Raw genomic sequence first — 14,732 nt, forward strand, 5'->3', positions numbered from 1 at the left:
TAGAGATTTAAGCCTTGCCGTACCTCTGTGATCCGATTGAAGGTGGCTTCCGACCAAGATGGTTTGATCCTTCTTAAGCCTACATGGCATAGGCTTCTTAACGTCTGAGGTGTATTTTGAAGGGCGCTTCTAATTTTCAGCGGACGTATGTGGCCATCCGAGCTAGAATGATGGCTATTTGCTTTGCCGCAGATGCTCGGGCATATGAAGAGTAGTTTTATGTCACAACATCCATTACAGGACGTTATTGTTATGCAACAAAAAGAAATGCTATTAAAAAATTTTGTAGAGTGGTGCTCAAAGCACATCAAAGGGGATGAGAAAGGCGAGGCTCAAATATTTCTTGACCAGCTTTTCAGGGCGTTTGGACACGATGGCTTCAAGGAAGCAGGCGCTACATGCGAAATGCGAGTAAAAAACGAGAATAAAGGCACGAGCTTTGCTGACCTCGTTTGGAAGCCCGTAGTTCTGGTTGAAATGAAAAAACGTGGTGAGGACCTATCAAAGCATTACGCGCAGGCATTTACATATTGGACAAGGCTCGTTCCGAACCGACCGACGTATGTAGTGTTATGTAATTTTGATGAGTTTTGGGTTTATGATTTTAATTCTCAAATGGATAGCCCTGTAGATAAGGTGTATCTCACAGATCTTTCTGAAAGGTTTAGTCCTCTTGCCTTTCTATTTAAGAAGGAAGAGATTCCTTTATTCGGAAATCACCAGGAAACGGTTACTCGTGAAGCGGCGGACAAGCTAGTACAGCTGTTTCGTTCTTTAATTAAAGACAATGTCCCTCGACCGTTGGCTCAGCGCTTTACGCTACAAGTACTTATGGCGCTTTTTGCAGAGGATATTGGGCTTCTTGAAAAATACTTTTTTGCCCGACTCCTTGACGACTGCACCACGCCTGCGAAAGCACATGACTACATCGGCCAGCTGTTTACCGAAATGAATACCCCAGGGATTACAGCGGCAGGCCGATATAAGGGGGTGCCATATTTTAATGGTGGCTTATTTGCCATTCCAACAAGAATTGAGCTCTCAGAAGAGCAGGTCCTACTGCTTAGAGAGGCTGCTAAATTTAATTGGTCGCGGGTTCGCCCGGAGATTTTTGGGGCTATCTTCGAGCACAGTATGGATGCCGACGAACGTAGGGCATTCGGTGCGCATTATACTAGCCCTGCTGATATCATGAAGGTCGTCGGGCCTACTATTGTTGAACCTTGGCGAGCAAAAATCGAAACGGCGAAAACACTTAAAGAGCTTGACGTTCTTCTGAGAGATATTGAAAATTTCAAGGTTCTAGATCCAGCATGCGGTTCGGGAAACTTCTTGTATACCGCCTATAGAGAAATAAAAAGGCTTGAGGCGAGAATCTATGAGCGAATGGGGGAGTACAAGAGCATAGACGCTTCTCAGCGTACCCTAGGGTTTGTGACAAGTAGAAATTTCTTTGGTTTAGATATAAATCCTTTTGCGATCGAGTTGGCTAAAGTAACTATGATGCTTGCTCACAAGCTCGCAATCGACGAACTGCACGTCCATGAACAAGCTCTTCCATTGGATAACTTAGACTCGAATTTCTTGGCTGTAGATGCTTTGTTGACCGAGGATGACGAGCGAACTACTTGGCCTGAGGTTGATGTAATTATCGGAAACCCGCCATTTCTTGGGGCAAAACTGTTAAAGCCTAAACAAGGGAGTGCCTACGTTAAGAGATTGCGTAAGGCCTATCCGGAAATCCCCGGGATGGCTGATTTCTGTGTTTATTGGTTTAGTCGGTCTGAAGCGCACCTGACCAATTGTGAACGAAATAATTGGTATTCTGGTCGTGCAGGATTGGTCGGAACTCAAAATATCCGGAGTAATGCTAGTCGAGAGGGCGGTTTGGATGTTATCTGCTCCAGCGGTACAATTATTGAGGCTGTAGATAATCAACCATGGTCTGGAGAAGCAAATGTTAGCGTTTCGATTGCAAACTGGATCAAAACTCATGATACGTCGCTTATTCCTACCAAAAAGCGGCTTTGGTACAAATTAAAATCTAGCGGTTCAAAAACAAAAAAAGCTCGCGGAACAGGGCATGCAAGTAAAGACTTCGAGCTAGGCATTAAGGAGGTCGACTTTATCAACGCCTCACTTTCCGACAAGGTTGATTTAGGCGGCGCGCTGAAGCTTATATGCAATGATGATGTAGTTGTTTGCCAAGGTATCACTCCGGGGCATAAAGGGTTTCTCATGCGCGAAGCTCAAAGACAAAGCATACCAGCAGACGAACAACACTTATTAAGTCCCTATGTGATTGGGGATGATTTGCTCGCCGGGCGATCCGTGTACAGACATATTATCGACTTCGGAGATGCAGATATCACAACTGCGGCGAAATCAAAAAAACTATTTGGCCATTTGAAAGATACTGTACTTCCCGACATCCTTGGGAAAGCAGAGGATTCAGAGCGTTCCACATCAATAGACTACTGGTGGAGACACTGGCGTGCTCGAAAAGAGTTATTAACAAGCATCGCAGGAATCCCGAGATACTTAGCGTGTTCCCGTGTTACCAAACGCCCATTGTTCTTTTTTGTTAGCTCTGACCTACGCCCTGGCGACGCCTTGCAGGTGTTCGCACTAGCTGATGATTATAGCTTTGGCATTTTGCAATCAAGTGCGCATGCAGAGTGGTTTGTGGCGAAATGCTCTAATCTTACCGAGAGACTCCGTTACACTGCTGAATCTGTTTTTGAAACGTTTCCATGGCCCCAAGAGCCGAGTGCCAAAGATGTAGAAGCAGTGGCATCCGCCGGACGCGCCTTACGTGAAGTTCAACATAAGGCAGTTAACGGAGTGACTGGCGGGTTAAGGAAACTCTATAAAACTCTCGACCTTCCTGGTAAGAATCCGCTGAAGATAGCGCAGGAAGCTTTAGATGCCGCCGTTATTAAAGCTTACGGGTTCAAGTCGGGCGGGAATACTCTCGCTAACCTGTACGATTTGAATTTGGATGTATCACATCGGATCAGCTTGAGCCAAAACGTCACTGGGCCAGGCATCCCTAATAAGTACGTTAACCCTGAAAAATTGCTATCGGGGGATGCCTACGGTCTTGACGGCTTTGCCTAGGGAACCTGCGAACAAGTTTTTTTGCTCGATGAGCCAGCTGGAATCCCCCCTAAATTACAAGGGGCAGCGCACCTCAATATGACTTGTTCGGGGGGCCCTTCGCCGCGCTCAAACTTAACCCTGTTTAAGCACAGCGGCTTGTGGTGCAGATGATGCCGAATGTCCACTGCTGGCCGACTTTTCCGAGTGGGAAAGTCGGCTGTGGGCTGAGTTCTGATCAAGCCTTACCATTCAAAGGGTGCGGTTGTTAGTCCTAAGCATAGTTGTGCCTAATCGTGAGTTCCAATAAAGGTTGCTAGTGCACTGTCTGCGAAATAATTTACCCATGAGCTGCAGCCTAAGTTATTGATAAAATTTGAATTTTGCGTTAGGCAGTAGCTGGTTTTTTTCGAAAACAGTACACTAGTTGGGGAAATTCAAATGCAGATCCTGCGGTAACTGGGGTGTGAGGTTGATTTTCTATTCCACATAAATAGCGACATGAGCGAGCGCGTGATGTCGATCATCGAGTCCATGGTTATCGACGAAGCGTTCGCGGACTTGACCGGTGTCCCAGGGGATCTCAAAGCATTCGGTCGTCGCATACGGGCTTCCGTCCTCAAGTGTACGGGCATACCTGTCGGGGTCGAAATCGCTCCGACCAAAACCTCGGCTAAGCTTGCGAATCACACAGCCAAGCGTCTCCTGGCTCAGACAGGTGGTGTCGACGTCAGGGGTGTGGCATGATCCTGACCGCTTCTTTGTAGTTGTGTTCGTCAGCACTATGCAAAAAAGCAGAGACTGGTTACGTCCTGACAACATCATGAGTAAGCAAGTTGGCCCAATCCTGCATCATCTCCCTTCGCTGCTCTATATAGGTGGCATGGTTGTAGGTGTCTCGGATGGGGCTTGTATCTGCATGTGCTAGCTGCCGTTCTATCCAGTCACGGTTGTATCCACGCCCATTCATCTCCGTAGAGAACAGATGCCTAAATCCGTGGGGGGACTGAATTCCGGTCAACCCAGAAAGCTCGATTACATTGTTGGCATAGTTGGTGCTGACTGGCTTTGTCGGGTCACTGCGGTGCACAAAAATGTACTCAAGGTGGCCGGTTAGCGGCAGCATGGCCGTCAGCAGTTCAATCGCCTGCTTGGGCAGCGGTACGACGTGGTCGCGGCGCATCTTCATTTTGCCGGCCGGAATCGTCCAAGTGGCATTGTCGAAATCGATCTCCTTCCACATGGCGTGCCGCACCTCTCCTGGGCGGGATGCGCAGTAGATCATCATCATGAAGGCGGATTTGTACTGCTGGCCAGCAGAGCATCCCAAAATAGTGGAGATCGTTTTCGGCAACTCGTTAAACGGCAAGAACGGAAAGTGGCGCTGAAGGGTGATACGCTCTGTGACGGTATGCATTTCCAAGGTTGGATTGGTATCCACGATCCCTGTGGCGATCGCGTACCGGAATATCTGGCCCAACCGCTGCCGGGTCTTCACGGCCGTTGTGACAGAACCTCGTTTTTCAATTCGGCGAATTACGCTGACAATTTCTGAACGAGTGATGGAGCTCATCTGGCGATTACCGAAGGCAGGGAGCCAGTCAAGCTCCATTGAATTACTGATAATCCGCAGTGATCCAGGCTTCAAGTATCCTTTCCTGAATGCCAGCCATTCCTCGTAAACGCGGCGGAGGGTATGTCCCTGAGCGTTTATGAGCAGTGTCTTCTTTTCTTTCCTTGATTCGCGGGGGTCTATTCCAAGCGCTACCTCTTCGCGCGCTTCATCACGCCTCATCCTCGCTTCTTTCAAGCCGATTTCTGGGTATGTGCCCAACGAAATACGAACCTGTTTGCCCAGCCAAGTGAAGCGGAAATGCCAGCTCTTAATCGTGGTGGGTGCGACGTATAGGCTCAGCCCAAGGGAATCGGGCAACGTGTACGCCTTGTCTTTCGGCTTAGCTTGTCGTACAGCAGTGTCTGTCAGTGCCACCAGTACATCCTCAGACTGATCCTATGAAATGTACTGAATGATGTACTATTTCGTTTAGGCAGGGAAGGTTAACAGTGGTACAAGGTGGTACGCTAAAGCCTTATAAATAAGGGGGAATGACTGATTTTTGGGATGGGGTGGTCAGGAGCAGGAACTGGATGGGGAAATTTTGAAGATTTCCACTGTGTATTGGCCCCGGAAAAATGGCGATCGCTGACGCGATAAATGCAATCTGCGAGTTTAACAGCAATGGCCTGAAACTCCATGCAAGGGTGAACCTGTCAGAGTGTTTGATGGCACTCGGCCAGATCTATTCAGTTTGAGTTAAGTTGTACCGGTTAAGGTGGGCGCCATAGAAGCACCGATCGTTATGGATACCCTCTATGAAAACGCTGACTACCCTGCTGGCGGCCCTCACATTGGTTTTGACGTCCTGTTTCATTCAGGCGTACGGCGTCGACCCGCAGGAAGTGCTGCGCCTCAGTGATGCAGGTACGCTTCATTCGGCTGAGACACTAGATGCCAAAGCGCTGAGCAAACACCCCGATGCCAGTATTATCGGCACGCAGTTCAAGAACATATACGGCAGGTACGTTTACAATGTCGAGCTGCGTGACAAACAGGGTATTGAGTGGGTCCTCGAAATAGACGCCGCCACGGGCCAGGTCTACAGGAATCATCAGGATAACTAATGAATGTCGACAAGCGTCTCTGTGTCATCCTTGGTTTGAGCCTGACCTGCTCTTTTGTGTATGCCAGAGATCTGAATCAGGATGAAGCGCTCAGTTTGCGTCAGCGCGGGGTCATCCTGCCTCTCGAACAGTTCATCGAGCGCGCGATGGGCCTTCATCCGGGCTCTCGTCTGCTCGAGGCCGAGCTAGAGGAAAAGAATAATGTGTACGTGTATGAGTTTGAATTGCTGACCCCTGAGGGCGTTGTCCGCGAGCTCAAGTTCGATGCGCGTGATAGCCGATTGCTGAAAGACGAGGAAGATGACTGATGCGCCTGCTACTGGTTGAAGACCATGTTCCCCTTGCCGATGAGCTGCTCGCTGCGCTGGGGCGTCAAGGCTACGCGGTCGACTGGCTGGCCGACGGGCGCGATGCGGTTCATCAAGGCGCAAGCGAGCCGTATGACCTGATCGTTCTGGATCTGGGGCTGCCTGGCATGCCAGGGCTTGAGGTTCTCCAGCAATGGCGCAGCAAAGGTCTGGCGACCCCCGTGTTGATTCTGACCGCGCGCGGCTCCTGGTCAGAGCGCATAGAAGGCTTGAAGGCAGGTGCCGATGATTACCTGACCAAGCCTTTTCATCCTGAAGAACTGCAGTTGCGTATTCAGGCATTGCTGCGACGTTCGCACGGGCTGGCCAACCAGCCCACGCTGGAATCCGCCGGTCTTAATCTGGATGAAGGCCGTCAATGCGTCAGCCGGGACGGCGTGGATATCCAGCTCACCTCGGCAGAGTTTCGTCTGCTGCGTTATTTCATGTTGCACCCTGGACAGATTCTCTCGAAAAGCCATCTGTCAGAGCATTTGTACGATGGCGAAAACGAGCGTGATTCCAATGTCATCGAAGTCCATGTCAATCACCTGAGGCGCAAGTTGGGCCGCGCAGTCGTCGAGACACGCCGCGGTCAGGGCTATCTGTACGGCGGAGCCGGCGGTTGAAATCCATACAGCGACGTCTGAGTCTGGGGCTGATCGCCGTCATGGTCGTTGTCGGTCTGGTGATGGCGCAGACCAGTCTCTGGCTGTTCGAAGTGGGCCTGCAGCGCTACCTGGAGTCAGGTCTGCGCAACGAGAGTGAAAACCTGCTGGTAGCGCTGGTGCGAGGTCCTGCCGGCCTGCAACTGGATGACCATCGCTTGTCCGGTGCCTATCAGCGTCCACTGTCCGGCCATTACTTCCGGATGGACTTGCCGCAGGGGCACTGGCGCTCCCGTTCCCTGTGGGATTTCGAGTTGCCCCAGCCCGGGGTAGGTTTGCATGCCAATCTTGAGCTCGGCAAGACCGGGCAATCGCTGTTGATGCTGACCAGCGAATACCGCAAGTTCGGCAAAGAGGTTTCAATCACCGTCGCACAGGATTACACACCGGTCAGGGCGAGTTTTCGCCTCATGCAGCAGATCGGGCTGGGACTTGGGCTGGCCGCGCTGATCCTGGTGCTGGTATTGCAACGCATCACCGTGCGAAGAGCGCTTCGCCCGCTTGAAACCGTTCGCGAGCAGATTTTTCAGCTCCAGCAGGGCCAGCGTTCACAACTGGACAACCAGGTTCCCCTCGAACTCGAGCCGCTGGTGGCGCAGATCAACCACTTGCTTGCGCATACCGAGGACAGCCTGAAACGCTCACGTAACGCACTGGGTAATCTGGGACATGCCTTGAAGACACCGCTCGCGGTCTTGCTCAGCCTGGCCCTCAGCGGACAATTGGACGCCAACCCTGGATTGCGCAGGACCTTGCAGGAGCAGCTGGAAAATATCCGCCTGCGTCTGGAGCGCGAGCTCAATCGCGCACGTCTCTCCGGTGACGCTCTACCGGGAGCCCGCTTCGATTGTGACGCCGAACTGCCCGGGCTTTTCTCCACGCTGGGCATGATCCATGGTGCTCATCTCCAATTGATCAACGATGTGGAGGCGGGCACATATCTGCCGTGGGATCGGGAGGACATTCTCGAGCTGCTCGGCAACCTGCTGGACAATGCCTGCAAATGGGCCGACAGCGAGGTGCGTCTGGACATTCTCAGTCAGGATCAGGGCTTCTGCCTGTTGGTGGATGACGATGGACCCGGTATTCCGGAGGCGCAACGCGCAGAAGTGTTCAGCCGTGGCGCTCGTCTTGACGAGCAGATTACCGGCCACGGGCTGGGGCTGGGTATCGTGCGCGATATCGTCGAGGCATGGGGCGGTCAACTGCAACTGCAGGAGAGCCCGGCAGGTGGGCTTCGGGTACGCATCGACCTGCCCGAGCGGACTGCCCCCTAGGGCGTCAGCCAGTATCGTTCAGCGTCTTCATACAAAAGGCACGACAGGTCTTAATGTCCATCGGAGAGTGCCGATAACCTGATTGGGCACCTCTGACTTATAAAAATAACCATAAGGCCAATCCTATGCGTCTCAGTCTGAAAGCCAAGGTTCTGTCGCTGGCAGTCCTGCCGGTTCTGATGTTTGCGCTGGTGATCAGCGCTACGACCGTATTCATGCTGCATCGGCAGGCCGAGCGAGAGGTCAGCGATACGCGAGAGCGCTTACTCAACGAGGCCAAGGCAACGTTGCAAAACTACGTTGCTATCGCCATGACCGCCATCAAACCACTTTACGATGCCGCCGCGCCCGGCGACGACGCTGCGCGTGCCAACGCTATCAAGCTGCTTTCCTCGGTCAGTTACGGCAAGGATGGTTACATCTTTGGCTACGACTCTCAGGTGATCCGGATTTTCAGAAGCAACAGCCCTGACGGTGTGGGCAAAAGTTTTGCTGATGCCCGTGATGCGAACGGCGTCTATATCAATCGCGAGTTGGTGGCGGTCGGCAAGGCGGGCACCCACTATGTAATGTACTCGTCGGCCCTGCCTGGCAAGACTGAACCGGTCCCCAAGATCGGCTATACGGATTATCTGCCGAAATGGGATCTGGTCATCGGCTCTGCCGTCAATATCGATGGCATCGATGCTCAGGTCGCCGTGGTCAGGCAGGGTGTCGAGGCACGCTTGAAGGAGATGCTCTACAGCATTCTCGGCATTACTGTTCTGGTCTTGGTCATTATCGGCATCATCGGAATAGTGCTGACAGGCACTTTGCTGCGCCCGCTCGGCCTGATGAAAAACAGTCTGGATGACATCGCGGCAGGTGAAGGCGACCTGACTCGTCGGCTGGTGATTACCAGCAATGACGAGCTCGGTGATCTGGCAGGCTCGTTCAACAGGTTTGTCGACAAGATTCATGGCATGGTTCGTCAAATCAGTGAAATGACCGGGCAGCTCAATGGCCTGGTCGGCGAAGTCAGCTCGCAGGCACAGCGCTCGGAAACGGCCATGGACCGGCAGCGTCACGAAACCGATCAGGTGGCTACTGCAATCAATCAGATGTCGGCTGCTGCTCAAGACGTTGCCAAGAGCGCACAGGGTGCGTCCGTTGCTGCTCAGCAGACCGACGAGCAAGGGCGAGCCGCCAAGCGCGTGGTGGATGGCAGCATTCGGCAGATTCACGCGCTGGTCGATGACATCCGCAAAAGCGGCTCTTCACTGGACGTCTTGCAGAAGGATGTTTCTTCCATTGTCAGTGTGTTGGGCGTCATCCGCTCGATCGCCGAACAGACCAACCTGCTGGCACTCAATGCTGCCATCGAGGCCGCCAGGGCAGGGGAGGCAGGGCGCGGTTTTGCCGTGGTCGCCGACGAAGTACGGGCACTGGCCAGCCGGACACAGCAGAGCACGCAGGAGATCCAGGGCATGATCGACCGCTTGCAGCAGGGCACTCAGGAGGCGGTGACAGCCATGCGCCGTTCCAGCGAAGCAGGCGACGGCACCTCGGCGCAGGCCAACGAAGCCGGTACATCGCTGGTGAGCATCGGCGAGCTGATCGCGACCATCAATTCGATGAACGCGCAGATCGCCAGTGCCGCAGAAGAGCAGACGGCGGTTGCCGAGGAAATCAATCGCAGCGTCCATCAGATCGCGGGTGCAGTCGAGAATGTCGCCGATGAAACCCGGCAAAGCGCCCAGACATCACGCAGCCTGGCCGAACTCGGCGCACGCCTGGACGGTCTGGTCGGTCAGTTCCGGGTCTGATACCTCTCCGGCAGGAGTGTAAACCCCTGCCACAGCCTGTACCCGGCATCGCCGTCATATTGCCGTCATGGAAGATGGCACTCGTGCGCTCGTGTGCTGACTAAGCTCTAGACCGGGCGCGATGCGCGGTCTAATGACATGGACAGGACATGAACGAAACCACGCTGCAATACAAAACCCTCATTCTGCTACTGGTACTGGTGACCATTGCCTTCATATGGATTCTGCTGCCGTTTTATGGCGCAGTGTTCTGGGCGGTCATCCTCGGGATCATCTTCGCGCCTGTGCAGCGCAAGTTGCAGATCAAGTTCAACTGGTCACGCAATCTTACCTCCCTGTGCACCCTGACGATCTGTCTGGTCATCGCGATTCTGCCGGTGATCGTGATCAGCGCCTTGCTGGTTCAGGAGGGCACCACGCTGTACAAGAACGTCGAGACCGGGCAACTGGATATTGCCGGCTATCTGGCCGAGTTCAAGGACCTGCTGCCGCACTCCATTCAGGCGCTGCTTGATCGTCTGGGCATGGGCGACCTGGAAGGGTTGCGCGACAAGATCGCCAAGGGTGCGATGCAGGGCAGTCAGTACCTGGCGACGCAGGCATTCAGCTTCGGGCAGGGCACATTCGACTTTGTCGTCAGCGTCTTCATCATGCTCTACCTGCTGTACTTTTTCCTGCGCGACGGGCAGGAACTGGTGCGCAAGATCCGCACGGCCTTCCCGTTGGGCGAACAGCAGAAGCGTCGTCTGCAGCTCAAGTTCACCCGAGTGGTACGTGCCACGGTCAAAGGCAACGTGGTGGTCGCGGTGACGCAAGGTGCGCTGGGTGGCTTCATCTTCTGGGTGCTGGACATCCCGAGTGCGCTGCTGTGGGCGGTGATCATGGCGTTCCTGTCGCTGTTGCCTGCGGTAGGGGCCGGGATTGTCTGGGCGCCAGTGGCGGTCTACTTCCTGCTCAGTGGCATGATCTGGCAAGGTGTAGTGCTGGGCTTGTTTGGCGTCTTCGTGATCGGTCTGGTGGATAACGTACTGCGCCCGATCCTGGTGGGCAAAGACACCAAAATGCCGGACTACCTTATCCTTATTTCCACGCTTGGCGGCATGTCGGTCTTTGGTCTGAACGGCTTTGTGATCGGACCTCTGGTGGCTGCGCTGTTCATCTCCAGTTGGGGATTGTTCAGCGGCTCCGGCTCCAAGAAACCCGTGAGACTGCCAGGCTGACATTGGCAGGTCGCGTGGTCGACACAGACCCGCGCATGCTCCCTGCCATTTATCAGGCAGGGAGCATGCGCGGTTTTTTTCATGAGAGCAGGTCTCATTCTGAGCTTTTTGCCGCGATCGCAGCCGAGTCCATGAAGGCGGCCAGATCGGTATTGAAGCGCGATGCTTCTTCCAGAAATGGCGCGTGGCCTGAGTTTTCGTACACCTTCGATTGAATTCGAGGATTGAGCTGCCGAGCGCGTGCGATGCTGGGCTGAAGGTTGACCAGTTCATCCTTGCCGCCATACAGCATCAATACCGGCACCTTTGCCTTGGGCAGGCCTTTGGCTACATCGACAGTCATTGCAGGCGTAGCACGGGTCATCGCCCACGATGCCATCGCAGCACTCGACACCAGCCGCTCGAAAGTCGGTGCGTCCGGTTGTGTGTGGAAGCACAGTCCGAGAAAGGTACGTACTGCATCAAGGTGGGTTTTCAGGTCCTCTGAACTCAGGCCGGCATATAGATGAGGGTGGGCTGTAATCAGGGCCGCGTTAAGCTCGATGACACCATCAACATACACAACGCCGCCGATCTTCGCGTCACCATAGGCGGCGAGGTAGTTGGACATGACCACGCCGCCCAATGACCAGCCGACCAGTACCGGACGCTTGCTTGTGGTGGCTTCAAGTACCGCTGCCAGGTCGTCCGCATAGCGACGCCCGTTACGGTACGCCTCGACACTGTCGGGCTTGTCGGAAAGCCCGTGACCGCGCAGGTCATAGGTAATCATTCGGTAGCGCTGCAGTTGGGGACTGGCGATCTGCTTTTCCCAATTGAGGCGACTGCCCAGCAGACCGTGAATGAAAATCAGGGCCGGGCCGTTCGGATCACCTGATTCCTGCACAGCGAGTTTGACGCCGTCAGGGGCTGTGACGGTGTAGTGTTTGTCTACTGCCAAGGCCAGTGATGATAGTCCGGTCAGCAGCGCAGCAAGCAAGGTATTGCGCAGCAGGTGAACGAAGCGAATGTGATTCATGAGGCTATTTCCACGCGGTAGAAGTGATGGGCGCACTGTAGGTCGATGACGCAGGACGGTCTATGACGTAAGATCCTGATAAATTGATTGATCGTCCTGAACTTGAAGTGGCCTCTCTCCATGCAAGCCCCGTCAAATGACCCCATCAGCGAGCTGCTGCTCGGTATGCGTCTTTTCGGCGTTCAATTCCGCAGGCTGGAAGTTGTGCCGCCTCTGGGTGTTGGCTTCACTAACGCAATCGGACGAGCGCAGTTTCATTTCGTCGGGCGTGGGCCGGTCTGGCTACGCAGCGCTGAGAGCATTCTGTACAGGCTCGATACCGGCGACGCGGTTCTTATTCCGCGCGGTGGGCACCACGCTGTGTTGACGGCCGAAGACACGGCTGCAAGCGATGTACAGCTGTTTGATCCGTCTACCGGCATCAGCGATGGTGTTCACGATCGGGCTGATGCCGAGGAGGGCGGAGCGGTTGATCGGGCGATTATCTTCAGCTGTTGCATGGAGTTGGAACTGGGCGGCATGCAGCCGCTTGTTGCCGCCATGCCGGATGTCATGCAGGTCAGTACTCTGCTGGAAACGTGCCCCGAGCTGCGGCCCATGCTCGCGGCAATGGAGCGTGAAGCCTTGATGCTACAGGCCGGGCACGCAGGCATTCTGGCACGTCTTGCTGAAGTCGTGGCCGCGCTGCTGGTGCGTGGCTGGGTCGCGGGTGGCTGTGGGAATGCCACAGGCTGGCTCGGTGCTTTGCAAGACCCTCGGCTGAGTCGCGCCATCGTCATGATGCACCAGCGTCCAGGTAGACGCTGGACGGTGGCCACGCTTGCCCATGAGGCCAGGCATTCCCGCTCTGTGTTCGCACAGCGCTTTCTCGAGGCAACGGGTATGCCGCCATTGCAGTACCTGACGGAGCTGAGAATGCGCCTGGCGTTTCACCGCCTGAGCCGCGAACACTGTTCTCTGGAGGCTGTTGCCAGTCAACTGGGTTACGGTTCATTGGCCGCCTTCAGCCGTGCATTCAAAAGAACGGTGGGCCTATCCCCAGGCGCTGTTCGTGCCGCGAAAAGCGTTTCCGGGTAGCCGTTCCAACCTTTTTTGGAGACAAAAAAAAGCCCTGCTCAAGAGCAGGGCTTTGCGTTTGCGCAGGATCAGCCTGCTACGTGCAGACCGGCATTGACCACCAGATCGAGCAGCGGTTGCGGGTAAACACCCAGCACGAAGGTCAGGATCGCAACGGCCAGCAGCATCACACCACCTGTGCGCTGAGCCCAGTTGATGGCTGCGTCGTGGCGAGGAAGCTTGTTGTCGACCAGATACATGGTGACCATCACACGCAGGTAATAGAACACGCCGATGGCGCTACCGATGACCAACGCCCCGATCAGCCACCACAGCTGCGATTCGACACCGGTGGCGATGATATAGAACTTGCCGATGAAACCAGCGGTAAGCGGGATACCTGCCAGCGACAGCATCATCAGGGTCATGACTGCCGTCAGGTAAGGGCGACGCCAGAACAGACCGCGGTATTCGAACATCGCGTCGGCATCACGTCCGCTGTAAGGCGAAGACATCATGGTGATCACGCCGAAGCTGCCCAGCGAGGTCAGGACGTAAGTTGCCAGATAGACACCAATCGCCTCGACCGCCATGCCTTTGCTGGCCACCAGCGCAATCATCAGGTAACCGAAGTGAGCGATGGAGGAGTAGCCCAGCAGACGCTTGAGGTTGGTCTGAGTCAGCGCAAGCAGGTTGCCGACCAGGATCGACGCTACGGCGATGACTGCCAGTACGTCATGCAGGACACCGCTGCTGGCTGCCGGTGAAATCTGGAACAGACGCACCAGTACCGCAAATACCGCCACCTTGCTGGCGGTTGCCAGGAAGGCCGCGACCGGCGCAGGGGCGCCTTCGTAAACGTCCGGGGTCCACAGGTGGAAAGGTACCAGTGACAACTTGAAGGCCAGGCCGACGACCATCATACCCAGACCCAGGCTGGCAATCGGGCTCGGCATACCGGTCGCTGCGATAGCCTTGCCGATACCGTCGAAGCTCAGCGAACCTGCCTCTGCGTACAGCAGCGCCATACCGAAGAGCAGGAACGCGGACCCTGCGGCCGACAGGACCATGTACTTGATGCCGCCTTCCAGCGAGCGCTTGTTGAAGAAGGCATAAGCCACCAGCCCGTAGACCGGCACCGACAGCAGTTCCAGGCCGATGAACAGGCCCGCCAGATGCTGAGCGCTGACCAGAACCAGCCCACCGGCGGCTGCCAGCAGGATGAGCAGGTAAAGCTCTTCGCGATTGCCCGGATACCCGGCCTTGCCTTCACCCAGATAGGCGTGCGCCATGGTCACGCAAGCGAGGGTAGAGGCGAGGATGATCGCCATGTACAGGCAGGCAAAGTTGTCGATATGCAGCAGTGGCGTCACGACCAGAGGGGCAACTTTCAGTGCTGGATAGATCGACAGCAGGGCCAGGTTGAGGCCTGCTACCGAAAGCAGGAACGTTTGCGAGTGATTGCGGCGCCATGCGATCGCCAGCATCACCACGACAATGGTGAGGCTGGTGATCAGCAGTGGCGCAAGCGCAATAAAGTGTTGAATCGTCAGGTCCATA

General features: G+C 54.9%; 11 protein-coding genes and 2 pseudogenes. 10 read left to right on the forward strand and 3 right to left on the reverse strand.

The features are described from left to right. The first annotated feature begins 252 nt into the window (after nucleotides 1–252). Together AO388_RS23385 and AO388_RS23390 are read left to right on the forward strand one after the other, a co-directional pair. Nucleotides 253–3,120: a DNA methyltransferase gene (locus AO388_RS23385; RefSeq protein WP_058417268.1), complete on the forward strand. Its 2,868-nt coding sequence runs from the start codon at nucleotides 253–255 to the stop codon at nucleotides 3,118–3,120. Nucleotides 3,121–3,594: 474 nt separating this feature from the next. After that, a pseudogene (locus AO388_RS23390) lies at nucleotides 3,595–3,825 on the forward strand (Y-family DNA polymerase); the annotation flags it as partial. Between the two features lie 79 nt (nucleotides 3,826–3,904). Here AO388_RS23390 and AO388_RS23395 read toward each other — a convergent pair. Beyond that, complete coding sequence (locus AO388_RS23395) at nucleotides 3,905–5,089, reverse strand: tyrosine-type recombinase/integrase (RefSeq protein ID WP_058417270.1); 1,185 nt, start codon at nucleotides 5,087–5,089, stop codon at nucleotides 3,905–3,907. A 383-nt stretch (nucleotides 5,090–5,472) separates the two neighbouring features. Between AO388_RS23395 and AO388_RS23400 the strand changes: the two genes are divergently transcribed. The 7 genes and pseudogenes from AO388_RS23400 to AO388_RS23425 all read left to right on the forward strand — a co-directional run bounded on the left by AO388_RS23400 (nucleotide 5,473) and on the right by AO388_RS23425 (nucleotide 11,098). Next, nucleotides 5,473–5,781, forward strand: coding sequence for a PepSY domain-containing protein (locus AO388_RS23400; protein WP_003371699.1), 309 nt, complete (start codon nucleotides 5,473–5,475; stop codon nucleotides 5,779–5,781). Beyond that, nucleotides 5,781–6,089 carry a PepSY domain-containing protein gene (locus AO388_RS23405; RefSeq protein WP_003371701.1) on the forward strand — a complete coding sequence of 103 codons (309 nt, stop codon included), beginning with the start codon at nucleotides 5,781–5,783 and terminating at the stop codon, nucleotides 6,087–6,089. The genes AO388_RS23400 and AO388_RS23405 overlap by 1 nt, the downstream gene beginning before the upstream one ends. Next, complete coding sequence (locus AO388_RS23410) at nucleotides 6,089–6,757, forward strand: response regulator transcription factor (RefSeq protein ID WP_003349419.1); 669 nt, start codon at nucleotides 6,089–6,091, stop codon at nucleotides 6,755–6,757. The genes AO388_RS23405 and AO388_RS23410 overlap by 1 nt, the downstream gene beginning before the upstream one ends. Continuing rightward, a complete protein-coding gene (locus AO388_RS23415; protein WP_058417271.1) occupies nucleotides 6,754–8,073 on the forward strand; it encodes a sensor histidine kinase in 1,320 nt (439 codons plus the stop codon). The genes AO388_RS23410 and AO388_RS23415 overlap by 4 nt, the downstream gene beginning before the upstream one ends. Before the next feature lie 215 nt (nucleotides 8,074–8,288). Continuing rightward, nucleotides 8,289–9,020: pseudogene (locus tag AO388_RS30440) on the forward strand (cache domain-containing protein); the annotation flags it as partial. 102 nt (nucleotides 9,021–9,122) lie between these two features. Then, nucleotides 9,123–9,878: a methyl-accepting chemotaxis protein gene (locus AO388_RS30445; RefSeq protein ID WP_432711340.1), complete on the forward strand. Its 756-nt coding sequence runs from the start codon at nucleotides 9,123–9,125 to the stop codon at nucleotides 9,876–9,878. A gap of 149 nt (nucleotides 9,879–10,027) precedes the next feature. Next, the gene (locus AO388_RS23425; RefSeq protein WP_003371712.1) at nucleotides 10,028–11,098 is read left to right on the forward strand and encodes an AI-2E family transporter; all 1,071 of its coding nucleotides are present in this window, start codon (nucleotides 10,028–10,030) and stop codon (nucleotides 11,096–11,098) included. A gap of 94 nt (nucleotides 11,099–11,192) precedes the next feature. Here AO388_RS23425 and AO388_RS23430 read toward each other — a convergent pair whose 3' ends face one another. Continuing rightward, the gene (locus AO388_RS23430) at nucleotides 11,193–12,116 is read right to left on the reverse strand and encodes an alpha/beta fold hydrolase (RefSeq protein ID WP_054081092.1); all 924 of its coding nucleotides are present in this window, start codon (nucleotides 12,114–12,116) and stop codon (nucleotides 11,193–11,195) included. Nucleotides 12,117–12,236: 120 nt separating this feature from the next. Between AO388_RS23430 and AO388_RS23435 the strand changes: the two genes are divergently transcribed. Further along, the gene (locus AO388_RS23435) at nucleotides 12,237–13,193 is read left to right on the forward strand and encodes an AraC family transcriptional regulator (RefSeq protein WP_058417273.1); all 957 of its coding nucleotides are present in this window, start codon (nucleotides 12,237–12,239) and stop codon (nucleotides 13,191–13,193) included. A gap of 68 nt (nucleotides 13,194–13,261) precedes the next feature. On the opposite strand, the gene nuoN is transcribed toward AO388_RS23435, so the two are convergent. Further along, a complete protein-coding gene (gene nuoN / locus AO388_RS23440) occupies nucleotides 13,262–14,731 on the reverse strand; it encodes an NADH-quinone oxidoreductase subunit NuoN (protein WP_058417274.1) in 1,470 nt (489 codons plus the stop codon). Nucleotide 14,732: the final 1 nt, after the last annotated feature.

This window comes from Pseudomonas sp. ICMP 10191 (assembly GCF_001467335.1).
GTDB classification, from domain to species: domain Bacteria; phylum Pseudomonadota; class Gammaproteobacteria; order Pseudomonadales; family Pseudomonadaceae; genus Aquipseudomonas; species Aquipseudomonas cerasi.

What these genes read in the sequence shown, in the direction of transcription:
- nuoN (WP_058417274.1), bottom strand. Translation starts at nt 14,731, where the DNA reads ATGGACCTGACGATTCAACACTTTATTGCGCTTGCGCCACTGCTGATC.
- AO388_RS23405 (WP_003371701.1), top strand. Translation starts at nt 5,781, where the DNA reads ATGAATGTCGACAAGCGTCTCTGTGTCATCCTTGGTTTGAGCCTGACC.
- AO388_RS23430 (WP_054081092.1), bottom strand. Translation starts at nt 12,116, where the DNA reads ATGAATCACATTCGCTTCGTTCACCTGCTGCGCAATACCTTGCTTGCT.
- AO388_RS23400 (WP_003371699.1), top strand. Translation starts at nt 5,473, where the DNA reads ATGAAAACGCTGACTACCCTGCTGGCGGCCCTCACATTGGTTTTGACG.
- AO388_RS23385 (WP_058417268.1), top strand. Translation starts at nt 253, where the DNA reads ATGCAACAAAAAGAAATGCTATTAAAAAATTTTGTAGAGTGGTGCTCA.
- AO388_RS23425 (WP_003371712.1), top strand. Translation starts at nt 10,028, where the DNA reads ATGAACGAAACCACGCTGCAATACAAAACCCTCATTCTGCTACTGGTA.
- AO388_RS23435 (WP_058417273.1), top strand. Translation starts at nt 12,237, where the DNA reads ATGCAAGCCCCGTCAAATGACCCCATCAGCGAGCTGCTGCTCGGTATG.
- AO388_RS23410 (WP_003349419.1), top strand. Translation starts at nt 6,089, where the DNA reads ATGCGCCTGCTACTGGTTGAAGACCATGTTCCCCTTGCCGATGAGCTG.
- AO388_RS30445 (WP_432711340.1), top strand. Translation starts at nt 9,123, where the DNA reads ATGGACCGGCAGCGTCACGAAACCGATCAGGTGGCTACTGCAATCAAT.